Origin of the sequence: Brevibacillus sp. HD3.3A, assembly GCF_013284375.2 — a bacterium.
GTDB classification, from domain to species: Bacteria; Bacillota; Bacilli; order Brevibacillales; family Brevibacillaceae; genus Brevibacillus; species Brevibacillus parabrevis.
On sequence record NZ_CP085874.1, the window covers coordinates 2,088,222 to 2,110,465 of the forward strand.

Annotated in this window: 26 protein-coding genes and 1 other annotated feature; of the genes, 20 read left to right on the forward strand and 6 right to left on the reverse strand. The window is 53.7% G+C overall.

The annotated features are described in order from the left end of the window. The first annotated feature begins 1 nt into the window (after nucleotide 1). The 3 genes from HP435_RS10220 (at nucleotide 2) to HP435_RS10230 (ending at nucleotide 3,144) form a co-directional block, all read left to right on the forward strand. Nucleotides 2-724, forward strand: coding sequence for an NAD-dependent deacylase (locus HP435_RS10220; protein ID WP_173598599.1), 723 nt, complete (start codon nucleotides 2-4; stop codon nucleotides 722-724). Between the two features lie 167 nt (nucleotides 725-891). Beyond that, nucleotides 892-2,814, forward strand: coding sequence for an ABC-F family ATP-binding cassette domain-containing protein (locus tag HP435_RS10225; protein ID WP_173598598.1), 1,923 nt, complete (start codon nucleotides 892-894; stop codon nucleotides 2,812-2,814). A 108-nt stretch (nucleotides 2,815-2,922) separates the two neighbouring features. Next, a complete protein-coding gene (locus HP435_RS10230; protein WP_122964150.1) occupies nucleotides 2,923-3,144 on the forward strand; it encodes a hypothetical protein in 222 nt (73 codons plus the stop codon). A 57-nt stretch (nucleotides 3,145-3,201) separates the two neighbouring features. On the opposite strand, the gene HP435_RS10235 is transcribed toward HP435_RS10230, so the two are convergent. Together HP435_RS10235 and HP435_RS10240 are read right to left on the reverse strand one after the other, a co-directional pair. Then, a complete protein-coding gene (locus HP435_RS10235) occupies nucleotides 3,202-3,564 on the reverse strand; it encodes a L,D-transpeptidase (protein ID WP_173598597.1) in 363 nt (120 codons plus the stop codon). A gap of 84 nt (nucleotides 3,565-3,648) precedes the next feature. Further along, entirely contained in the window at nucleotides 3,649-3,885 is a 237-nt protein-coding gene (locus tag HP435_RS10240) for a hypothetical protein (protein WP_122904675.1), read from the reverse strand. 196 nt (nucleotides 3,886-4,081) lie between these two features. Here HP435_RS10240 and HP435_RS10245 point away from each other — a divergent pair, with 196 nt between their 5' ends. The 3 genes from HP435_RS10245 (at nucleotide 4,082) to HP435_RS10255 (ending at nucleotide 6,952) form a co-directional block, all read left to right on the forward strand. After that, the gene (locus HP435_RS10245; RefSeq protein WP_063231335.1) at nucleotides 4,082-4,840 is read left to right on the forward strand and encodes a DUF4931 domain-containing protein; all 759 of its coding nucleotides are present in this window, start codon (nucleotides 4,082-4,084) and stop codon (nucleotides 4,838-4,840) included. Between the two features lie 19 nt (nucleotides 4,841-4,859). After that, nucleotides 4,860-5,720, forward strand: a complete 861-nt coding sequence (locus HP435_RS10250; protein ID WP_122964148.1) for a GNAT family N-acetyltransferase — start codon at nucleotides 4,860-4,862, stop codon at nucleotides 5,718-5,720. A 101-nt stretch (nucleotides 5,721-5,821) separates the two neighbouring features. Next, a complete protein-coding gene (locus HP435_RS10255; protein WP_122964147.1) occupies nucleotides 5,822-6,952 on the forward strand; it encodes a virulence factor in 1,131 nt (376 codons plus the stop codon). A 57-nt stretch (nucleotides 6,953-7,009) separates the two neighbouring features. Here the strand turns inward: HP435_RS10255 and HP435_RS10260 are convergent, their stop codons facing one another. After that, nucleotides 7,010-7,696 (reverse strand): M15 family metallopeptidase, encoded by a 687-nt coding sequence (locus tag HP435_RS10260; protein WP_173598596.1) that lies wholly within the window; start codon nucleotides 7,694-7,696, stop codon nucleotides 7,010-7,012. Between the two features lie 182 nt (nucleotides 7,697-7,878). On the opposite strand from HP435_RS10260, the gene HP435_RS10265 reads away from it, so the two are divergent. Beyond that, the gene (locus tag HP435_RS10265; RefSeq protein ID WP_122964145.1) at nucleotides 7,879-9,177 is read left to right on the forward strand and encodes a phytoene desaturase family protein; all 1,299 of its coding nucleotides are present in this window, start codon (nucleotides 7,879-7,881) and stop codon (nucleotides 9,175-9,177) included. A 99-nt stretch (nucleotides 9,178-9,276) separates the two neighbouring features. Here HP435_RS10265 and HP435_RS10270 read toward each other — a convergent pair whose 3' ends face one another. Next, nucleotides 9,277-10,089, reverse strand: a complete 813-nt coding sequence (locus tag HP435_RS10270; RefSeq protein WP_122964144.1) for a serine hydrolase — start codon at nucleotides 10,087-10,089, stop codon at nucleotides 9,277-9,279. A gap of 108 nt (nucleotides 10,090-10,197) precedes the next feature. On the opposite strand from HP435_RS10270, the gene HP435_RS10275 reads away from it, so the two are divergent. The 5 genes from HP435_RS10275 to HP435_RS10295 all read left to right on the forward strand — a co-directional run bounded on the left by HP435_RS10275 (nucleotide 10,198) and on the right by HP435_RS10295 (nucleotide 14,480). Then, nucleotides 10,198-11,823 carry a peptide ABC transporter substrate-binding protein gene (locus tag HP435_RS10275; RefSeq protein ID WP_122964143.1) on the forward strand — a complete coding sequence of 542 codons (1,626 nt, stop codon included), beginning with the start codon at nucleotides 10,198-10,200 and terminating at the stop codon, nucleotides 11,821-11,823. Nucleotides 11,824-11,853: 30 nt separating this feature from the next. Next, on the forward strand, nucleotides 11,854-12,588 hold the full coding sequence (locus tag HP435_RS10280; RefSeq protein ID WP_122964142.1) for a gamma-glutamyl-gamma-aminobutyrate hydrolase family protein: 735 nt from the start codon (nucleotides 11,854-11,856) through the stop codon (nucleotides 12,586-12,588). Nucleotides 12,589-12,675: 87 nt separating this feature from the next. Then, nucleotides 12,676-13,119 carry a peroxiredoxin gene (locus HP435_RS10285; protein WP_122964141.1) on the forward strand — a complete coding sequence of 148 codons (444 nt, stop codon included), beginning with the start codon at nucleotides 12,676-12,678 and terminating at the stop codon, nucleotides 13,117-13,119. A gap of 99 nt (nucleotides 13,120-13,218) precedes the next feature. Next, nucleotides 13,219-14,271, forward strand: coding sequence for a DNA polymerase IV (locus HP435_RS10290; protein ID WP_122964140.1), 1,053 nt, complete (start codon nucleotides 13,219-13,221; stop codon nucleotides 14,269-14,271). An 11-nt stretch (nucleotides 14,272-14,282) separates the two neighbouring features. Next, nucleotides 14,283-14,480 (forward strand): hypothetical protein, encoded by a 198-nt coding sequence (locus HP435_RS10295; protein ID WP_122964139.1) that lies wholly within the window; start codon nucleotides 14,283-14,285, stop codon nucleotides 14,478-14,480. 138 nt (nucleotides 14,481-14,618) lie between these two features. Here the strand turns inward: HP435_RS10295 and HP435_RS10300 are convergent, their stop codons facing one another. Then, nucleotides 14,619-15,839: an MFS transporter gene (locus HP435_RS10300; RefSeq protein ID WP_173597428.1), complete on the reverse strand. Its 1,221-nt coding sequence runs from the start codon at nucleotides 15,837-15,839 to the stop codon at nucleotides 14,619-14,621. A gap of 81 nt (nucleotides 15,840-15,920) precedes the next feature. Then, nucleotides 15,921-16,484 (reverse strand): TetR/AcrR family transcriptional regulator, encoded by a 564-nt coding sequence (locus HP435_RS10305; protein ID WP_173597427.1) that lies wholly within the window; start codon nucleotides 16,482-16,484, stop codon nucleotides 15,921-15,923. A 199-nt stretch (nucleotides 16,485-16,683) separates the two neighbouring features. On the opposite strand from HP435_RS10305, the gene HP435_RS10310 reads away from it, so the two are divergent. From HP435_RS10310 to HP435_RS10345, 8 genes are all read left to right on the forward strand, one after another. Beyond that, nucleotides 16,684-17,208 (forward strand): YqeG family HAD IIIA-type phosphatase, encoded by a 525-nt coding sequence (locus HP435_RS10310; protein WP_122964136.1) that lies wholly within the window; start codon nucleotides 16,684-16,686, stop codon nucleotides 17,206-17,208. Next, nucleotides 17,205-18,326 carry a ribosome biogenesis GTPase YqeH gene (yqeH, locus tag HP435_RS10315; RefSeq protein WP_122964135.1) on the forward strand — a complete coding sequence of 374 codons (1,122 nt, stop codon included), beginning with the start codon at nucleotides 17,205-17,207 and terminating at the stop codon, nucleotides 18,324-18,326. Before HP435_RS10310 ends, yqeH begins: the two co-directional genes overlap by 4 nt. An 83-nt stretch (nucleotides 18,327-18,409) precedes the next feature. After that, complete coding sequence (locus HP435_RS10320) at nucleotides 18,410-19,261, forward strand: shikimate dehydrogenase (protein ID WP_122964134.1); 852 nt, start codon at nucleotides 18,410-18,412, stop codon at nucleotides 19,259-19,261. A gap of 37 nt (nucleotides 19,262-19,298) precedes the next feature. Beyond that, nucleotides 19,299-19,589, forward strand: coding sequence for a ribosome assembly RNA-binding protein YhbY (gene yhbY, locus HP435_RS10325; RefSeq protein ID WP_122964133.1), 291 nt, complete (start codon nucleotides 19,299-19,301; stop codon nucleotides 19,587-19,589). Nucleotides 19,590-19,606: 17 nt separating this feature from the next. Then, a complete protein-coding gene (locus HP435_RS10330; protein ID WP_122964132.1) occupies nucleotides 19,607-20,200 on the forward strand; it encodes a nicotinate-nucleotide adenylyltransferase in 594 nt (197 codons plus the stop codon). After that, nucleotides 20,184-20,774 carry a bis(5'-nucleosyl)-tetraphosphatase (symmetrical) YqeK gene (gene yqeK / locus HP435_RS10335; protein ID WP_122964131.1) on the forward strand — a complete coding sequence of 197 codons (591 nt, stop codon included), beginning with the start codon at nucleotides 20,184-20,186 and terminating at the stop codon, nucleotides 20,772-20,774. The genes HP435_RS10330 and yqeK overlap by 17 nt, the downstream gene beginning before the upstream one ends. Next, nucleotides 20,774-21,130, forward strand: a complete 357-nt coding sequence (gene rsfS / locus HP435_RS10340) for a ribosome silencing factor (protein ID WP_063231353.1) — start codon at nucleotides 20,774-20,776, stop codon at nucleotides 21,128-21,130. Before yqeK ends, rsfS begins: the two co-directional genes overlap by 1 nt. Before the next feature lie 5 nt (nucleotides 21,131-21,135). Continuing rightward, complete coding sequence (locus HP435_RS10345) at nucleotides 21,136-21,873, forward strand: class I SAM-dependent DNA methyltransferase (RefSeq protein ID WP_173598595.1); 738 nt, start codon at nucleotides 21,136-21,138, stop codon at nucleotides 21,871-21,873. 51 nt (nucleotides 21,874-21,924) lie between these two features. Next, nucleotides 21,925-22,166: a binding site (T-box leader), on the forward strand. Nucleotides 22,167-22,244 lie beyond the last annotated feature (78 nt).

Here is a 22,244-nt window from a genome sequence, read left to right on the forward strand (position 1 = left end):
GATGGAGTCGCTGGCCAAATGGCTGCAACAATCACCTCGAACGATTGTCTTTACAGGTGCAGGCATGTCTACCGAAAGCGGTCTGCCTGATTTTCGTTCCCAGACCGGATTGTGGCGCGGATTGGACCCCCAGCAGCTCGCCAGCACGAAAGCGATGCGCGAGAACCGGGACGAGTTCGCCGCTTTTTACCGCAAGCGGATCGAAGGGTTGCTGGCCTGCCAGCCGCATGCAGGACACGAGTTGCTGGCAAAATGGGAGCAGCGCGGGCTGGTCGAAGGCATTATCACGCAAAATGTAGACGGCTTTCACCAGCGGGCAGGGAGCCAGGCAGTGGCGCAACTGCATGGCACATTGAGCACGGTTAGCTGCATTCGTTGCCAGGAGCGCTATTCCAGCGAGCGGTATTTGCAGGCAGACGGGACTAGGTGTGCGTGCGGAGGCTTTGTCCGTCCCGATGTCGTCTTGTTCGGAGAAGCTTTGCCGCCGACGCAGGTTGAGCAAGCCGTCGAGTGGGCTGAGAGCGCTTCGCTGTTCCTCGTGCTCGGCTCCTCGCTGACAGTCAGTCCGGCTAACTGGTTTCCCCAGCGAGCGAAAGAAAGCGGGGCGAGACTGGTAATTGTCAATCAGGAGCCGACGCCGCTCGATGACTGGGCGGATTTTGTGGTGCGCGACCAGAAAATAGGGGAGCTATTGTCGCAAACCGAGCGATGGCTGACGAGCTGAACAAACAGGCGGGGCGTACTCACGACGAGTGAAGTGCGCCTGCTTTTTTGCATGCCGGACAGGAACCGGGCAGAGAATCCTAGAGCTTGCACGAAAAAAATGGTACGATCATAAGATAGCATCCCTTTCAACTGGAGAGGGCAAATAGAAAAGTACAGGTGAAGACCATGCAAATTATTTCAGTAGAAAACCTCTCCAAAAGCTACGGAGACAAAATTTTGTTTGATCATATTTCCTTCCATATCGCAGAGCAGCAACGGATCGGGCTGATCGGAGTCAACGGTACAGGAAAGTCTTCGCTGTTGCGCATCATGGCGGGACAAGATACACCAGACAGCGGAAAAATCATTCACGCCAACCATTTTCACGTCGAATACTTGCCGCAAAACCCAAGCTTTGATGAGGAATCAACCGTATTGGAGCAAGTGTTCTACGGAGAGTCTCCGCTGATCCAGCTGCTGCGTGAGTACGAAATCGCGCTGGAAGCCGTTCAGGCAGATCCGCAGGACGAGAAAAAGCAGGCTCGCCTGTTCGCTGTACAAGGGCGGATGGACGCAGCAGATGCGTGGGAGAGCAATACCCAGGCCAAGACGATTTTGACGAAGCTCGGGCTGCACAACTTTTCGCAAAAAGTCAAAGAGCTGTCCGGGGGCCAACGCAAGCGGGTAGCCATGGCGCGGGCGCTGATTCAGCCAGCCGATTTGCTGATTTTGGACGAGCCGACGAACCATATCGACAATGAGACGGTAGAGTGGCTGGAGGAATTTTTGTCCCGCTACAAGGGCGCTTTGCTGCTCGTCACGCACGATCGCTACTTCCTCGACCGGGTGACGAACCGCACGTTTGAGCTGGATCGCGGCAAGCTGTACAGCTACGAAGGCAACTACGCCACGTTTTTGGAGAAAAAAGCCGAGCGGGAAGAAAATGAGGCAGCAGCAGAAGACAAGCGGCAAAATTTGTTGCGCCGCGAGCTGGCCTGGCTGCGCAGAGGGGCCAAAGCGCGGACGACCAAGCAAAAAGCGCGTGTCCAGCGGGCAGAGGAGCTGCGCGACCGGACCGTGGAAGGCCCGACAGCCAAGCTGGAGATGGCGCTTGGTGCAAGCAGGTTGGGCAAAAAGGTCATCGAGATCGAGCACGTGCAAAAAGGATACGGCGACCGCAGTCTTATCAACGACTTCAGCTATATCGTCCTGCCAGGTGATCGCGTGGGGATCATCGGGCCAAACGGCAGCGGCAAGTCGACGCTGTTGAACATGCTGGCCGGACGAATCCAGCCTGACAGCGGGACGATCGATATCGGGACGACGGTGAAAATCGCCTACTACACGCAGGATAGCGTGGAGATGAACGAGAAGCTGCGCGTGATCGAGTATGTGAAGGAAGCGGCAGAAGTAATCACGACGAGCAACGGCGAGGCGATTACCGCTTCGCAAATGCTGGAGCGTTTCCTCTTTTCCCCAGCCATGCAGTGGACGCCGATTGCCAAGCTGTCTGGCGGCGAGCGGCGCAGGCTGTACTTGCTCCGCACGTTGATGGGCGAGCCGAACGTGCTGTTTTTGGATGAGCCGACCAACGATCTCGATATCCAGACGCTCAGCATTTTGGAAGATTATTTGGAGCAGTTCCCTGGCGCGGTCATCACGGTTTCCCATGACCGCTACTTCCTTGATCGCACGGTCGACCACCTGTTTGCTTTTGAAGGAGACGGACAAATTCGCCATTTTATCGGCAATTACTCCGAGTATCTGGAAGAAAAGCGAGTGGAGGACACCGCAGCAGCAACAGCTTCCGTGGGGCAGCAGCCATCCGTCGAGAAGCAGGCGAGCAGTCAGGCGACGCGCGGCAACAACCGCACGAAAAAGCTTTCGTACAAGGATCAGAAGGATTGGGATACGATCGAAGGCAAAATTGCAGCTCTTGAAGAACGGATCGCGACGCTCAAAAAAGAAATTGCCGGAGCGGGCAGCGACTACGGCAAGGTAGAAAAGCTGTTTGCGGAAGAACAGCAAGTGACTGCCGATCTGGAAGCGGCAGTAGAGCGCTGGGCGGAGTTGTCTGCCCTGATCGAAGAGTTGGAGCAAGGGAAGTAATTGGCAGGGTGCCAATCTCTGTTTGTCTAGCCAGTTATTGAGGCTGGGAAAGCAACGCCGATCTCCTGTAGACTAGAGAGGATTACTAGAGTAGAGGAGTCGCTGTCGTTGCCTGCCTATAAGCTGGACCCGGAATGGGTGATGTCTTACCTCGTATTGCAAGAAGAAAGGCTCGCTTGTGAAGTCCATCCGAAGGACAAAGAAGCGATCATGAACAAAATCAGGGAAATGACGCTTTCGATTATGTACAAGCAAGCCAGAAGATTTCTCGTATACTTGGAGACGAATGACCAAAAAACGGTCGATGAAACGGATAAGCACCTCATGTAAAAAAGACCCGCCTTTTCGAAAATGAAGAGGCGGGTCTTTGCCTGTGCACGCGGCCATTTATTGCAGGCGGATTCGGACAGGTGTGCCGATGGGAACGATTTTGGCCAGTTCGTTGACATCCTGATTGTACATGCGAATGCAGCCGTGCGAGACGTAGTGCCCGATCGAGGATGGGTTGTTTGTGCCGTGTATGCCGTAATGAGGTTTGCTCAGCCCCAGCCAGTATGTTCCGAAAACGCTGAGCGGTCCTCCCGGGTACGAGTCGGGATAAGGAACCTTGTTGATGATCGTAAAATCGCCACGAGGTGTTTCCGTCGCGATCTTGCCGAGCGCAACCGGATAGGAGCGGATCAACGTATTGCCGTCGTACAAATCGAGCTTTAGTCTTCTGATCGAGATGCGAATGTTGTATGCAGGCATTCCCTCACCTCCCTTTGGCAGCCGCCCTCGACATCGTTGCTACTATCGTATGTGAGACGGCGGGAGAGGTACGCGGGTTTCTTTTTAGCGGAAGGAAGAAAAGGTATCAGGGTAGCGCAAGCCGTCGCGGTAGAACAAGGTGCGCACCCAGGCGTACAGACGCAACGGAATGGACGGGAAGACAATCGCCAGCTTCCCTTCTTCCAAAATGGGCAGGTCGAGCGGAGACTGAATCTCGTAAGGAACGCCCTCCTGATCGAGCAGTGCCTTGTAATGGTGTGCTTCGCTCCAGCTCACCGGGTAATAGAATGATTTTTCCATCGCATCCAACACCTTTCCGGTTTTCACTGCTCCCATTATATGCAACCCATTTGGGGTAAAAAAAGAAACGAGCGCGTAGATCAAGGAAAATAGGCTTTCTCTGTGGCCAAAATGTGCCGCGAGCGAAATTACGGCATGATTTTCAAAACAATTCAGTGTAAAGTGAAAGTATCCAGAAAATGGAGGGACGCTTTGTATGGCGCAGACACATTTGCACTTTAACATGCACATCGGAAAAAAGAAGCCGGAGAGCGTAATCAATCGGGAAACAGCGTGTCCTTTCTGTGATCGCGGCAGTTTGACTGACGTCCTGGAGCAGCGAGGTTCCATGATCTGGCTGATGAACAAATTTCCCGTCCTGCAAGACACGCATCAGACAGTGTTGATTGAATCAGAGGAGTGCAACGGCGACTGGTCGACGTATTCCCGGGAGCATGTGCACGCTTTGCTCTCCTTTGGCGTCGAGAAATGGCTGGAGATGGAGAGAAGCGGTTCTTTTCGCTCGGTTTTGTTTTTCAAAAACCACGGCCCGTATTCCGGCGGGAGCATTCGCCATCCGCACATGCAGATTGTCGGCCTGACTGGCTACGACTATCGCTCGCAAGTGAAGGACAGCGACTTTATGGGCATTACGATCGACAAGGAAGCAGGGGTTTCCTGCACCCTCTCCACGCATCCGCGAGCGGGCTTTTTTGAATACAATGTCATTTTGGAGGACTTGGATCGGCTGCCCAAAATGGCCGAATACTTGCAAATATTGGCGCACTGGATTTTGCATCACGTCAATCCGCGCAACCAGAGCTACAATTTTTTCTTTTATCAATGGAAAGAAAAGCTGATTGCGAAAGCCATCCCGCGCTTTGTGACGTCGCCCCTGTACGTCGGCTACACGATTCCGCAAGTGGCAAACAACTTGGATGAAATGATCGAAGAAATGAGAAGGCATTATTTTTAACGAAAAAGGAGCGAGGCTTTTGACATACGAGATCGTAGCGAAACAAACATTGACCGCAGAGGAATTGGCGCAAATTAACGAATTGGTTCGATTATGCAACGAACATGACGGGATTGATCTGAAAATCAACCCGGACATGCTGCGAAACCGCTCAGGCAAACATACGGAAGATTTTCTCTGCTACGCGGACGGCAAACTGGTCGGATTCCTCGGCTTGTACGTTTTCCACAGGAAAGAGGCAGAAGCGAGCGGCATGGTACACCCTGACTATCGCCGAAAAGGAATTTTTTCCAGTTTGCAGCGAGCTGCCGAAGAAGCGTGCAAACAACGGGAAATTCCTTCGATCCTCTTTATCGTCCAGCACAACTCGCAGTCAGGAGCAGCGTACATGCAGCAAATCGGCGCGACGTACGAACATTCGGAGCACTGGATGGACTTGGGCGAAGGCGGGCGTCAGACCTGTAACGACACGTTGCGAATCCGCCCGGAAACGGCTGACGATTACGAGACGCTGATTCAACTCAACGTGCACGGTTTTCAAATGGAAGAACAACAAGTGCGAGAGATGGCCGAGATGATGGCAAGCGATCTCAACTCCCGTACATACTTGGTGATTGTAGAAGAGGAAGCGGTCGGCAAAATCAGTGTGAGCCGCAAAGATGCGAAGGCGTTCATTTACGGATTTTGCGTCCATCCCGACCATCAAGGCAAAGGCTACGGCCGTCAGGCGTTGGCGCAAACGATTCGGCTGATCGAAGAGGAAGGCTACAAGCACGTCTCTCTGGAAGTCGCCTGTGAGAACAGCAAGGCGCTGGGGCTGTACGAATCTTGCGGCTTCGTCGTGAAGTCTGCCAACGATTACTACAGGCTGAATCTGTAGCAGGCAAACTGCTTTTGCTTGCACCTGCGGATTGGCAAACGCAGGAGCTTCCGTGCTACCATAGGGTAGAGGTAGCATTGCGGAAAAAGGAGTGACGAAAGATGAAACTGTTGTCGATCGAACCGACGCCGAGTCCGAACGTGATGAAGCTGAACGTGGACGAGACTCTGCCAGGCGGCGTGCAACATGTTTATACAAAGGCGGAAGCAGCGAAAGCGCCGGAACTGATGCAGGAGCTGCTCGCCATTGACGGAGTGACGTCGATTTTTCACACGGCGGACTTCCTGGCGTTGGAGCGCAAGTCGAATGCCGACTGGCAGCGCATTTTGACAGAAGCGCGGGAGATTTTGCAGGCAGGAAAAGGAACGGCAATTCCTGTCGTCTCCGCTGAGCAGGCGGGAGCCTACGGCGAGGCGCAAGTATTCGTCCAGATGTTTCGCGGCGTGCCGATGCAAGTGAAAGTAACGATGGGAACGGAGCAAATTCGCGCAGCTCTGCCTGAGCGATTCGGACAGGCTGCTGTACAGGCTGGATCTGCTTCACCGAACTTGATCATGGAGCGAAAATGGGTGGAGCATGGCGTGCGTTACGGCGATTTGCGCGAAATTGGCGAAGAAGTAGCGCAAGAGGTCGATGCGACTTACCCGCCAAGCCGCGTGGAGGAAATCGTCCAGCAGGCGATGCTGCTTGGTCCTGGGGAAGCGCCGCAAGAAGTGGAGCGCGAGAAAAAAGTCGTCACGCTTGAGATGCTGGACGACCCGGATTGGCGAAACCGCTATGAAGCGCTGGATCGGATGGAGCCGACAGAGGCAGACTTGCCTGTCCTGGAAAAAGCGCTCCGCGATCCCAAGCCTTCCATTCGCAGGCTGGCTGTCGTCTACCTCGGCATGGTGGGCGGCGATAATGTGTTCCCGTTGTTGTTCGAGGCGCTGCGGGATGACTCCGTCTCCGTGAGAAGGACGGCTGGCGACACGCTGTCCGATTTGGGCGATGTCCGGGCGATTGGGCCGATGTGTGAGGCACTCAAAGATCGGAACAAGCTGGTGCGCTGGCGTGCCGCTCGCTATTTGTTTGAAGTAGGCGACGAGACAGCCCTGGAAGCCCTGCACGCTGCCCAGAACGATCCTGAGTTCGAAGTCAGCTTGCAGGTGCAAATGGCTGTACAGCGGATCGAACGGGGAGAAGCTGCCAGCGGTACAGTTTGGCAGCAGATGACAAGACGCAACGACTAATCGCTCTATCGCGGCTTCCGATTCGGGGAAGCCGCGATAGAGTTTTTTGCTTGCAAGCTACACGCCGCCGTACATGGCGCATGCCTGCCCGGTTTGAGCCGCCCATGCCTGGTTGCCGTAGTCAAAATGCCACCATTCGTCTGGGTAATTGGTGAATCCTACGCCTGTCATCACCGCATACAGCAAGCGGCGGTTGGCCTGCGCTTGTCTGTCGGACTCGTCAGTGAGTTCGTTGCTTTCAAAATAGCGCGTACAGGCGCGCGGTGAAAAGTCATCAAAAGCGGTTCCCATCTCCAGCCAGCCATCAGGCCCGGCAATCGTCAGGTCAATGGCCCCTCCGGTCAGGTGACGTGGCGGTTTTGCCGGATCGTGCGTGGGGCGGGCCACAAAGCGGTGCAGCTCCGTGTACAATTCCTCGCCTTCGACGAAGCCTTGGGCGAGAAGCTGCGCTTTGAAACGATCGTACAAGGCTTGCTGCACCCGGATCGGGCGGTATCCGTCCAGCACGACGAAGCGAAGAGTGGGCGGGAGCAGCTTCGCGGCTTGCAAAAGCTTGTCTGCGACCCCTTTTCTGATCAGGCAATCCGCTGTGGCTCCGTCCAATTCCTGGATGTGGTAGGCCGGATATACCTCGAACTGTGGGGCATACTGCTTGAGAGAAATGAGCGGATCGTTGTTTTCACAGATGGCAGGGAGCGTGTCTGCCTCTTTTTGCGCCGGAGGAATCGGGGTATTCCAGTCCATGTGGCAACCACCTTTTGCGTTTTTCTTCATCATAGCACAGCCGATCTAGGTAAAAAATGGTATCAGACAGTATAAAAATAGACACAGTTCAATAATAGTTGACTTCCACCTTATCCATCCCTTATTCTATTGTAGGGTTTAGCTCATGAATCAACATCGCTAGTGCGTAGGGGAGATTGTGTATGACAACCAATCACTATGACGTTGTTATTGTAGGTGCCGGACTGGCTGGTCTTTCCAGTGCTGCCTACCTGTCGTCTAAAGGTAAAAAAGTTTTAGTTTTGGAGCGCGGACAATTGGGTGGACGTGCCGTTACATTGAAGATCAAAGGCTTTAACTTCAACTTCGGTGCTCACGCCATTTATGCTCGCGACAGCTCTGTATTGAGAACGTTTGAAAAAGAACTCGGACTCAACATTGACTGGCAAGATTTCAATCCGACAAAAGCGAAGTACGATATCGGAAGCGATCTGACTGCGGTTCCTTCCAACGTGCAAGGACTTTTCCAAACAAAGCTGCTCAAAGGGATGGACAAGGTGTTGTTCACATTTGAAATCCTGAAAACGATGCTCAAAGTGGAAAAAGGCCATCCGCACATGTCGATCCAAAAGTGGATGGAAAAAAAGCATGTCAGCGAAGAAGTGCAAGATATGATGCTGACACTCGCCTCCTCCAACTTCTTTACCCGTGAACCGGAAAAAATTCCGTCGGATGTGTTCTTCACGTACTACAGCCGTTTGTTCACCACGAACAAGCCTGTAGCTTATATCGGTGGCGGCTGGCAAGCTCTGATCGACGAATTTGTTCGCGTGATCGAAGCAAACCAGGGAACCATCATGCTCAAGAACAAAGTAGAAAAGTTCCTCGTAGAGAACGATCGCGTGGTTGGAGTGGTGACGCCGGAGGGCGAGTTTACGGCTGATGAGTTCGTCTGCTGTATTCCGCCGAAAGAGTTGGCAAAAGTATTCGCAGAAACGCGTCTGGAGCACGCAGTGGCCCAGCATGCGGAATACGAGCCGACAGTCGTCATGGTATACGACATTGGTTTGAAAGAGCGCATTGACGTGCCGTTCTCCTACATCTACGACAAGCAGAACAATATTTTTATCACCGACATCTCTTACTACGACCGCACTTGTGTGCCGGAGGGCGGACAGCTGTTGCAGGCGACTGCGTACATGCGTCAGGCCGACGTCGGCAACAAGGAAGCGGCAGATATCCGCAAGCAAGAGATCGAGAACCTGTACGACAAGCACTTCCCGGGCTGGCGCGAGCAATTGGTTGTTCCGCGTGTTTCCGCCCGCGCAGTGGTACAGGAGATCAAATGGACGATGAATCAAAAGCCAATGCCGACCTTCTTCCCGGACTACCGCAACCTGTTCTTTGCAGGAGACTGGTGTGAAGGGCAAGGCCAGTTGTCCGAGCTGTCCTTCTCCAGCGCATGGCAAGTGTCCAACCTGATTTTGGAAAAAGATAAGTAAAAGTAAGCGGGTCATTCCTTTTCGTTGCGAGAGGAAAGACCCGTTTTTTCGCGTGGGCGCAGAAAAGCCCGCCAGACGAAGCGGGCGGGCAGTGGCAAGCTACGCTTTTGGACCGTACGCGTCATACAAAAGACTGCCGATGCGGGCCATGACAGCAGCTGCATCTTTTTGCGCAAGACCTTTGTTGAGCAGGGAGACGCTGATCGCGTGCGGACCTGTGTAGAAAATTCCGACATCATGCGTGATTTTGGTAACCGAGCCTGTCTTGTTGGCGAACTCCCATTTGGGAACCATGCCGATGATTTCGCCATCCGGATCGGGCAAGAGGAACGGAAAACGGTCGCGATGCTGTTGCTGCTTCAAGATCGCAATCATTTTCAGACAGCTGTCGTAGGAGATGACTTTGCCAGTCGCCAAATAGCGGAGGTGGCTGCCGATATCTGCTGCTGTAATCTCGTTGTAGCCTTCCAGTTCGGCGGGCACGACCATCAGTTTGTTGTAAAAGGAGCTGTTTTCCATGCCTGTCTTGCGCATGGCGTTGCGGATGCTGTCTGTCCCGACGAGATCGATCATCATGTTCGTGGCTGTGTTGTCACTCTGGATGATCATCAAGGTGACGAGATCGTACACGGTGAACTCGGTTCCGGGTGTCATGTGCTGAAGAACGCCTGCCCCGCCGACGAGATCTTCCTGGCGCAGCTTGATTTTGTCTTCGAGAGCGAGCTTTCCGGCATACGCTTCCGCGAACACGGCTGTCATGATCGGCACCTTGATGACGCTTGCCGCATAAAACCGTTCGTTCTCGTTGATCGCGAGCTTTTCGTTTGTCTGTAAATCTTCCAGATAGACTCCCCACTCACCGCCAGCAGCTTCCAAAAGTTCTGAAACAGGGGTAAACAGACTGGATAGCATCAAACCCATCTCCTTTTTATTCGTGTAGACAAAATTTTCTCAAGATAATATTATTTAGTCATGCTCCTAACAATCAAGAAGAATTATTCCAAAGACGGGGGTTTTGTTGTGAAAAAGTTGAAGAATCTATCATTTTGCGCCGTTTTGCTGACCAGCTTGGTGTTTGCTGGCTGTGGAACGCCGCAAGCCGGCACGCCAGAGAAAGCGCCAGGTGCGCAAGAGGAGCAGAAAAGCGCGCCGCAAACAATGCAGGTCAACCTGAACACAGGTGAGCCGAACACGATCGACCCTGGACTGGCAGAAGATATCCCTTCGATGTCTGTTGCCCGTGCAGCATTTGATGGCCTCCTGCGCCTGAATGCAAAAGGCGAGCTGAAAGAGGCGGTCGCCGAGAAGTACGAAGTTTCCGCTGATGGCTTGACCTACACGTTCCATCTGCGCGATTCCAAATGGTCCAACGGCGATCCCGTTACGGCCCACGATTTTGAATACGCCTGGAAACGGGTGCTCGATCCCGAGACAGCGTCCGGCTATGCGTATCAGCTGTACTATTTGAAAAACGGGGAAGCGTTCAACGCCAAGAAGGCGAAAGCGGACGATGTCGGCGTGAAGGCGACCGATGACAAAACATTGGTCGTGACACTGGAAAATCCGGCTCCATTCTTCCCTGAGCTGGTGGCGTCCGTCACTTATTTCCCAGTCAATAAAAAGGCGGTCGAAGCCGGCAAGGATTGGGCTGCGAAGCCAGAAACGTACATCGGCAACGGCCCGTTTGTCCTGAAAAAATGGGAGCACAAATCGCTGATCGAGTTTGCGAAGAACGACTCCTACTGGGATAAAGACGCTGTGCAACTGTCTACTTTGACGATCAACATGATTGAAGATGCGAATACCGAGCTGTCCATGTTCGAAAAAGGCGATCTGGACTGGGCTGGCTCTCCGCTCGGCGACTTGCCGCTCGATGCGCTGGACTCGCTGAAAAATTCCGGGAAAATGCAGTCCCAGGCGACAGCAGGCACGTACTGGTACATTTTCAACACGACGCAAAAGCCGTTCGACAACAAAAAAATTCGCCAGGCGTTCGCAACTGCTGTCAACCGCAAGGAAATCTCGGAAAACGTAGTGCCGTTCAAGAGCACGCCAGCGCTGGGAATCCTCCCGCCAACCATGGCGCTCAATCCGGATGGCTACATCAAGGATGGCGACGTGGAAACAGCGAAAAAGCTGCTGGCCGAAGGAATGAAGGAAGCAGGCTTGACCCAGTTGCCTGAGTTGACGATCGCCTACAATACGACAGAAGTGAACCAGCGTATTGCCACTGTGATCCAGGATCAGTGGAGAAAAGCGTTTGGCATCGAAGTCAAGCTGGTGAACAAAGAGAACAAAGTCCACCGCGAGCAAATGAAAGAAGGCAACTTCACGATCGGCCGCGCCAGCTGGATCGGCGACTTTAACGATCCGATCAACTTCCTGGAAGTATTCAAGGGCGGCTTGAACACATCGAAATGGGAGAACAAAGAGTTCCTCGACCTGCTTGCCCAGTCTGCCAAGGAAGGCGATCTGGCAAAGCGCAAAGAAATTTTGCAAAAGGCGGACGCCATCGTCATGGATGAAATGCCTGCATTGCCGATCTACTATTTCACCTATGCGTGGGTGAAGCAAGACAGCGTAAAAGACGTCGTCGTGGACGCTCTCGGGTTCATCGACTTCAAGTACGCTTCAAACGTCAAATAAACCAAGGTAGCGATAAGGGAGTGACTTTGCGTGCGTCCGATTATTGGTGTCGCGTGTACGAAAATGTATTTCCCGAATAACAATCTGGATCAATTTTTTTACGTCGGCTCAGGCTATGTGGACGGAGTGGCCCGCGCAGGCGGGATACCGCTTATCCTGCCGCTTTTGACGGTACAGGAAGCGCCGTTTCGGGAAATGGTCGAGTCGCTCGACGGCCTGATTTTGACGGGCGGAGATGATCCTGCCCCTCACTTGTACGGGGAGGAACCGCTGCAAGGGCTGGGCGATATCGAATACGAGCGGGACTTGGCCGAGCTTGCGGTAATCAAGCTGGCGCTGGAGCTGAAAAAGCCGATTTTGGGCATTTGCCGCGGAATGCAGATTTTGAATGTAGCGTGTGGCGGCACGCTCATCCAGGATATTCCGAGCCAGGTTCCGGGAGCCTTCCAGCACGCGCAAAAAGGCTCGCGCCAGTACGGCGCACACAAAGTCACGCTGCAACCGGGATTTTTGGCGGACGCTCTCGGACAACAAGAAGTGTTGGTCAATACGTCCCACCATCAGGCAGTCAAGGACGTAGCGCCAGGCTTCCAGATGACAGGATGCGCGGCTGACGGAGTGATTGAAGCGATTGAGAGTCAAAACGGGCTGTACATCGGTGTGCAATGGCATCCCGAGCGGATGTGGTCGCACGATAGCCAGATGTTTAAAATCGCCCAGGCATTTATTGCCCGGGTAAAACAGCAAAAGCTGCAAGCCAACTAAACGAAAAGCCGTTCTGCACTTGCGCAGGGCGGCTTTTTGCAATCGCAAAACGATTTTCGATGTATACTGGGCTTAGAGGTGAGTGAAATGTTGCCAATTGGAGCAAAAGCCCCTTTCTTTTCCGCCAAAAGCACAAAAGGCCCGGTCGATTTGCGCGACTATGTAGGCAAGCAAACGATCGTGCTGGTCTTTTACCCGGGAGATGATACCCCGGTATGCACGAAGCAACTGTGCGCCCTTCAGGACAACTACGGCACATTGCAGCAAAAAAATACGGTCGTGTTTGGCATCAATCCGGGTGAACTGGACAAAAAGCAGGCGTTTGCAACGAAATTTCAGTATGAATTTCCTTTGATCGTCGATGAAGGCCAAAAAATTCGCGAGGCATATGATGTAGGAAAAATCCTCGGGTTGTTTTTCCAGCAGCGAATCGTCTATATCATCGGCAAAGACGGGACGATCGTCTACGCGAAAAAAGGCAATCCTCCCGTATCCGAGCTGCTTCGGGTCATGGAAGCGCAAGAGCAATAACGGGCGAACGGCGGTTGGGGAGATATCCGCTTGCATTGAAGGGCCAAAACAAGGATAATACAAGTACAAATGAGAATGTATGTTTGGTGGTTATCCGCTATGAAAAAATTCCTTCATCTGGATATCGACGCGTTTTTCGCCAGTGTAGAGCAGCTTGACCGCCCCGAGTTGCGCGGCAAGCCGGTCATCGTCGGGGGAACAGCCAATCGCGGCGTCGTCTCGACGTGCAGCTACGAGGCGCGCAAGTACGGTGTTCGCTCTGCCATGCCTGTCGCGATGGCGAGAAAAAAATGCCCGCAGGGTGTGTACCTCCCCGTCCGCTATGGGCGTTACATCGAGAAATCGGCGGAAGTCAGGGAGATTTTCACTTCCTATACGGCGCGTTACCAAACGGTCGGGTTGGACGAAGCCTACCTGGACGTCACGGACTACGAGAATGCCGTTCCCGTCGCGCGCGAGCTCAAGCGGCGAATCAAACGGGAGACAGGATTAACCTGTAGTATCGGTCTTTCCTATAATATGTCGCTGGCGAAAATCGCCAGTGATTTGAAAAAGCCGGATGCTTTTGTCATCATTCGTCCCGAGCAGGCGCTGGACGTACTGCGCCCTTTGCCGATCGGAACGCTGCACGGCGTCGGAAAAAAATCGCAGGAATTGCTCGCCAAAAAGGGCATTGCTACGGTCGAGGACTTTTGGCAACTGTCTCTGGACGAGGTCGTGCAACTGTTCGGCAAGTTTGGCCGCTCGCTGTACGACCGCTCCAGAGGGGAAGACAGCCGGGAGATCGTGATGGACCGCGCACCGAAGTCGACGAGCCGCGAGACGACACTGTCTTTTGACTTGTATGACCGCGAGTCGATCGCGCCGATTGCCTATTCCTTGCTGCGGGAAGTCGAAGAGGACGTGCGCCAGGATGGGGTCGAGCCGCAGACGATTACGCTCAAGATCAAGTACGCCGATTTTACGCAACGGACCAAACAGCACAAGGCAGTCGCAGGGGCCAACTGGCAAGAACTTCTGGACGATTTGCTCGATGCGTTTGATTACTCGCCGGGTGTCAGGCTGGTCGGAGTTGGCTTTTCCAATTTTGCCGAGCCGAAACAGGAGCGCTACGAGCAATTGTCCATGTTTCCTTGGAAGCTGGGGAGATAGGAGGAGGGGCAATGGGCGAGGAGAACCCGTTTCATTGTTGTGCGACCTGTACGCATTTTCGCGTGGAAAAAGCGCCCGGCGGCGTGACTTATCGCTGTTCGCGGCTGACGTACGAGACGCGTCCGGACTACCGTTTTCAGTGCTGGACTCCGACGGAGCGGGTCAAACGTTTGATGGAGACGAGACAACAACCGTTCGATAGCGAATAAAAGACGACACCCCCGATGGCCACGTACTAGCGTGACAGCGGGGGTGTCGTTTGTTTGGCTGGAGCATGTGGTTGCTTCGTCAGTGGCTTGGTCACCCAGTCGCTGCCGCAGCATTCGTCTGTGCGTTTCCTTTAGACATTAAGACGAATGCATCTCGCCTTTTGACGAAGAGACACGCACGGCTCCACTCGCTTTGAGCTGGAGGAACAGCATGATGCCGAAGCCAAGCACGGCTGCTGCCACAACGAGGATGGCAGACGATACAGGCAACAAATCCGTCAAAATGCCGCCTGCCAACGGCCCGGCTACCATGCCGATCCCGTGGAACATGTTGAACAAAGCGTAGGCTGTGCCATAGGCGCCGCTTCCCCCTTGGTCGATGATGCTGCCCAAAGTCGGGAGCGTGGGTGACAGCGTAAAGCCTACGCCTGCGCCGACAAGCGCCATCGCAATTCCCGCCTGCCACAGCGAGCCAGCCCATACCAGTGAAGGCATGAAGACAGCGAGGATGACGATTCCGGCGAACATCAGCTTATACGGATTAAAACGGTTGGACAGCGAGCCTGCTACCGGGGCAATCAATCCGTAGGCCAAAGTCATCGCCGCAAACAGCAAGCCGATCGCAGTCGGGGTGATGCTGAACTTTTGCGTTAAAAAGACGGGCAGCGTCGGCTCCAAGAGACAGAGCGATACTTCCGCCAGCAGGACGATTCCGGCGATGAAGACGACCTGTGGATTGCGCAAAAATCCGCCTACCGCAAGCTTTTCGCTGGCTGTACGAGCCGCTTCTTCCTTCAGGAACAAAAAGACGAGTACGATGTTGATGACCGTAAAGGCCGCAGCGGCGAGAAACGGCATCCGGTGATCGCTGATCTCAAACAGCCAGCCGCCGATCGGTGCGCCGAGCAAAGTGCCTGTAGAAATAGCGGTCAACGCCGTTCCCATGACCGCTCCGCGCATTTTCGGAGGGAACAGGTCGGCGAGCAGGGCGAGAGCGGTCGGCCAAGTCGCAGCCGCTGCAATCCCTTGCACGAAGCGGGCAGTAATCAACAGGGCCATGGTGTCAGAGAACGCGAACAGCAGCGTGGAAGCTGCCAGCCCAATCAAGCCGACCAACAGCACGGCACGTCTGCCCAAGCGGTCCGAGATCGGGCCGAAGATCGGAGTGGCGAGCAGCATGGCGACCGCATAGCTGCTGAACAGAATGCCCATCATGGTAGAGGAGGGCTTTAGCGTCTCGGAAAAATAAGGGACGATTGGAATCAACAGACTGTAGAGCAGCATATCGATGAACAAAATCAGAATCACGAACAGCAAGCCAGTGCGTTGCGCTTTTGTCATTTGGGTAAAAACAGCCATGGTGAACACCTCTTTCAAGTCGTGTACTCGAAAAACTATTTTTGTTTTATTGGTTTTCGCAAAAAAAGAGAATAAAAGGGGCTACCTTTTATCCACAGGGATCAGGCCGTACAACAGAACATCGACAATCGCCGCCAAAGCTTCGGAAACCGTAATCTGGTTTTTCATGTAAAAGCGCTGATCCAGTGTCGAATTGACGGCGTCGATGATCAGCTTCATCACTAATGTCACGTTCATGTTGACGATCAGCCCCTCTTTGACCCCTTGTTCAATCAGGGCGCGCAGCGTCTGCCAATCGTCCGAGAGCGCGGAGTCGACCAGAGCCCATTGCTCCGGGTAGTAGCGCTTCATCTGTTCAAGAATGCGCAAATCGTAAAACTCGTAGTGTGTCGGCAACACCAGCATGACCCCTTTGATTTTATCGAGGAGAGAAAGACTGTCGTCAGCGAGAATTTGCCGGGTTTTTTCATCGCCCTCGGCAAACGTCTGGGAGATGATTGTTTCGAGAATCTCCACTTTGGAAGAAAAATGCTCATACAGCGTTCGCTTGCTGATCCCCAGCCTGCGCGCCAGGTCGTCCATGGAAAACTTCATGCCTTTTTCTCTGATCTCTTCAATAAAACCTTTCATGATTCGGTCTTTCATCTTCAGCGACCCCCTGCCTGACTTACGGGTGAAAACTATTTAAACAAAAACAGTTTTATAAGTACCGCCATTATGACACACTCTGATTGTCCGTGGCAAGGGGCGGCGCAAGCTTTTTCTTTTGCAACAGAGTGGTCGATTATGGTATAGTAGGTGCCGAAATCGCGGTTAATGGCTGCACATCATTTGGAGGTGCCCCGTGTTTTTAAACAAGCTGATGCCCAGTCAGTTCGTAGAGTCAATCCATCACATTGATATAGATCAATTGAAACGAAATAAAATCCGTGCGGTGATAACAGACCTGGACAATACGTTGGTGGAGTGGGACAGGCCGGAGGCTACTCCGGAGGTAATCGACTGGCTGGCCCGGATGCAGGAAGCAGGCATTCAGGTCACCGTTGTGTCCAACAACAACAAGGAGCGCGTACACCGCTTCTGTGCACCACTCGATCTCGGTTTTATTTGTGCGGCGAAAAAGCCGACCAACCGTGCCTTTTTGCAGGCAGTTCGGCAAATGAACGTGACCATCGCCGAGACTGTCGTGATTGGCGATCAATTGTTTACTGATGTGCTGGGGGGAAATCGACTGGGGTTTCATACGATCCTGGTCGTGCCTGTGGCCCAGACGGACGGTTTCTGGACGCGCTTTAACCGTCAGATGGAGCGCGTGGCTTTAAGCTGGATGGAAAGGAAAGGAATGGTTTCGTGGAGGAGAAAAGCATGACGGAACAAACACTCGGCTCTTGTGCCGGATGTGGGATCGCGATTCAGACAGAGGATGCGAAAAAGCCCGGCTATGCGCCGGAGTCGGCATTGGGGCGCAAGGTCGTCATCTGTCAGCGCTGCTATCGCATCAAGCATTACAATGAAGTCGCTCCGGTAGGAATGGGTGACGACGACTTCCTGAAAATTTTGGATGGCATCGGCTCTACGCAATCGCTGGTCGTCATGGTCGTCGATATTTTTGACTTTCAAGGCTCCTGGCTCAGAGGGCTGCCGCGCTTTGTCGGGAAAAACCCGATTTTGCTCGTGGGCAACAAAGTGGACTTGCTGCCGAAAAACATCAACCTGAACCGCGTGCGCAACTGGATGCAGCATGAAGCAAAAGAGCGCGGCTTGCGCCCGGAAGACATCGTGCTGATCAGCGCGCAAAAAGGACTGCATATCGACGAACTGTTGAATCGGATCGGGGAGCTGCGCAAAGGGCGCGACGTGTACATCGTCGGAGTGACCAATGTCGGCAAATCGACGATGATCAACCGCATCCTGCACGATTACGGAGCCGCAGAGCTGGAGATCACGACATCGCCGTTCCCTGGCACGACGCTCGATAAAATCGAAATTCCGCTGGAAGACGGCCGCTCCATTTACGATACGCCGGGCATCATCAACCGCGATCAGATTGGACATATGGTGTCGCCAGCCGATTTGCGCAAAATCACTCCGAAAAGCCGGATCAACTCCAAAGTATACCAGCTCGAAGCTGGACAAACTCTGTTTCTCGGCGGCTTGGCACGCATCGACTTTGTGCGTGGATCTAAACAGCCGTTTGTCGTTTATGTAGACAACGACCTGTACATTCATCGCACGAAGCTGGAAAAAGCGGACGAAGTGATGGAAAAGCATCACGGCACGCTGCTGGTGCCTCCGACAGGAGAAGAAGCGGCAAAAGCGCTCCCGCCGTTCGTCAAGCATTCCTTCAAGGTGACCCAATCGCAAATGTCTACGGATATCGTCATCTCCGGGCTGGGCTGGGTGACCATTCAAGGCAAGTACGAAGCGAACGTCGTGGTTCACGCGCCAAAAGGAGTAAGCGTGGGCATGCGCCGCGGGCTGATCTAGCCAGTCCAACAAGTATCCGCGTATGGCGCTCCCTTTTTCGTGCCATATGCTAGAGAGAGAAGCTACGGGGGAGGAAATGCTCCATGATTACAAGCAAAACGCAGTTGGTTGGCCTGTTCGGACATCCGGTTTCCCATTCCCAATCTCCGATGATGCACAATGCTGCTTTTTCCGAGACCGGACTTGGATTCGCTTATGCGGCGTTTGACGTAGACCCGGAAGACTTGGCGGACGCGGTAGCGGGGATTCGCGCATTGGGCTTGCGCGGGATTAACGTGACGATTCCCCACAAGGTGGCGATCATGCCGATGCTCGATGAAATCGATCCGCTGGCGAAGCGCATCGGCGCGGTCAATACGGTCGTAAGCAAGGATGGCAGGCTGATCGGTTACAATACGGACGGCATGGGCTACGTCCGCTCGCTTGTAGCGGAGACGGGGATCGTGCTGGACAAACAAATTGTTACGATGATGGGCGCGGGCGGAGCTGCCCGTGCTGTTGCGTTTACTTTGGCGGAAAAAGGCGTCAAGGAAATTCGCATCATCAACCGCTCGCGGGAAAGAGCGGCTGTACTGGCAGAGCATGTGGGAACAATCGTCCCGACGCGGATCGTGGAGCAAGGGGAAGGCAAAGACGCCATCGCAGACTCATCCCTGTTAATCAATACGACTTCCATCGGCATGCTGCCAAACGTGCAGGAAACCCCTGTGCCAGCAGAATGGCTCCATCCCGGCCTGACTGTCAGCGATCTGATCTACAACCCGCTGGAGACGCGCCTGTTGCGTGAAGCGAAAGAAATCGGCGCGACTGTCCACTCCGGCGTCGGGATGTTCGTAAACCAGGGGGCACTGGCATTTGAGCTGTGGACGGGTACAGACGCACCGACAGATGTCATGCGTGAGATTGTCTTGCAGCAACTGACGAAAACAACCTGATCAATCTTGATTGCAGGAACTAAAAGGAGGCATGCCGATGTTGACCGGCAAGCAAAAGCGCTTTTTGCGCGCAGAAGCACACCATCTCACCCCGATTTTCCAAGTAGGAAAAGGGGGCGTGAATGAAAATATGATCACCCAGATCAAAGAGGCGCTGGAAGTGCGCGAATTGATCAAAGTAGCGATCTTGCAAAACAACAGCGATGACAAACATGAGGTAGCAGAAGATTTGGCAGCAGGTGCGGGTGCCGAGCTGGTACAGCTGATCGGCCATACGGTTGTCTTGTACAAAGAGTCCCGGGAGCACAAGACCATCAAGCTGCCGTAACCATAAGGACTACCGCCATGAAGCATGCCGTCAAAAAAGTAGGGATGATGGGCGGGACATTCGATCCGATCCACTGCGGTCATTTGCTGGCAGCAGAACAAGCCAGGGAACAGGCCGGGCTTGATGAAATCTGGTTCATGCCGACGCACATTCCTCCGCACAAACAGAGGGACAGTCTGACATTGGCAGAGCATCGCCTGAACATGGTTCAGATGGCTGTGGCCGATCACGAGGCTTTTCGCGTCACGGATATCGAGCTGAGAAGAGAAGGCCCCTCCTACACCTACGACACAATGGTTCAGCTAACACAGCAGTTCCCTGATTGTCAGTTTTCTTTTATTATTGGGGGAGACATGGTCAAAATCTTGCCCAAATGGTACCAGTTCCAAGAGCTGCTTCGCATGGTACGCTTTATAGGACTCGCCCGGCCGGGCACCGAGCTGGATCGGGAGGCAAGCGAGTACGTCACGTTTGTGGAGATGCCGGTTTGGGACATCTCTTCCACGTTGATCCGCGAAAAGGCGGCTGCGGGCAAAAGCATCCGCTACTTGGTGCCAGCTGCTGTGGAGCGCTATATAAAGGAGAACCGATTCTATGAAACTCTTGACTAATCGGGAAGAACTGCTTGCCCGCATTCGGGCGCAAATGCATGAAAAGCGCTTCAACCACACGCTCGGAGTCGCCCAGTCAGCTCGCAACCTTGCCGTTCGCTACGGGGCTGACCCGGACAAAGCGGAGCTTGCAGGGCTGTTGCACGACTACTGCAAATGCTGGCCCGTGGAGAAAATGTTCGAAATTCTCGTTCGCCACGATATGCCGACAGAGCTTCTGGAAGGGGAAAAAGAGCTGTGGCACGCTTTTGCCGGGGCGATCGTCATCCAGACGGATCTCGGTGTGACAGATACGGATATTTTGCAAGCCGTTCGCTACCACACGACGGGGCGAGCGGGGATGTCCCTGTTAGAAAAAGTCGTTTGTGTGGCAGACTATATAGAACCGAACCGCATTTTTCCTGGTGTCGACGAGATTCGCGCGCTGGCTGAAAAGAATTTGGATCAAGCCTTGGCACTAGCTTTGGGCGGCACCATTCAGTTTTTGATAGAAAAGCAGAAAACGGTTTATCCGTTGACGCTGATTGCCTATAACGATTTGGTATCCCGCAAAGGGAGAGAAGGAGGGTTTTGATGGTTAAAACAGTAGAAGAGTTGGCTCGCTTGGTAGTGAAGGCAGCCGATGACAAAAAGGCAGAAAATCTCAAGGTGCTGGACATCAGCAAGCTGTCCGTCATTGCAGATTACTTCATGATTTGCCACGGAAACAACGAGCGCCAAGTACAGGCAATCGTGCGCGAGATTCGCGACCAGGCCCATAAAAACGGCTATGATGTTCGCGGGATTGAAGGGGCAGACGAAGGTCGCTGGGTGCTGGTTGACCTGGGAGATATCGTCATTCACGTCTTCCACCGGGAAGATCGCGAGTTTTACAACCTGGAGCGCCTGTGGAAGGATGCAGAAGAGGTTTCCTTCGCTGTGCAAGGGTAATAAAGATGGCCTACGCACACATGGCCGCCGTCTACGATGCGTTGATGGCAGACACCCCCTACGATCAGTGGCTCGACTGGATTGAGCGTAGCTGGCAAAAAGGCAGCGCACCCAAGCGGATTATCGATCTCGGCTGCGGGACAGGGACGATCGCCATTCCGCTGGCGAAGCGGGGCTATCGTGTCACAGGTGTCGACCTCTCAGCCGAAATGCTGGCGATTGCCTACGATAAAATGCGTCAGGAGCAAGTAGAGGTAGCGTGGGTGGAACAAGATATGCGCGAGCTTTCCTTGCCGGAAGCCGATGCGGTCATTTCCTTGTGCGACTCTCTCAGCTACCTGACGGAAGAGGCGGACGTGCAGGAGACGTTCCGACGCGTGTTCGCTCATCTTGCTCCAGGGGGAAGCTTCTTGTTTGATGTGCACAGTCCGTACAAGATGCTGCACGTTTTCGGAGACGAGACGTTCACCTACGTCGACGACGAGGTTTCGTACATTTGGCAATGTTTCTGCGACCCGCTTCGCCTGGAAGTAGAGCATCAGCTGACCTTTTTCATCCGCCAGCCAAACGGCTTGTACGAGCGGATGGAGGAGGAGCACTGGCAAAGAGCTTACCAGCCTGTGCAACTGATGCGCTGGCTCGCGGAGGCCGGGTTCACGGACATCGTCATTACGGCAGACTATTCGGACTTGCCACCGCAGGAAGCGAGCGAGCGCCTGTTTTTTTCCGCACGCAAGCCATAAAGTTTGACATGGTTGGTTCCAATTGACTATAATGGCGTTATAACTGCAAATTTCGACGCGTTTAAGAGGAATAGTAGGAATATGCCCCGCGAGCATACAGAGAGTTGACGGCAGGTGCAAGTCAACCCGGGATCGTCCGAACTCGCCTCTCAGCACTCGCCTTGAAGGCCATTTTTGGATGGTTGTGTAAGGGTGGGCGGCTCATCCCCGTTACGGATTTAAGTGGGTGGATGCTTTGCATTCGCCAATGTGGGTGGTACCGCGGGAGTATAAACAAACCTCTCGTCCCTTTCGTTCAAGCGATTGGGGCGTGAGGTTTTCTTTATATGGCCGAAAGGCAGTTTGGATCATGATGTTGGCAACAGCTTGGC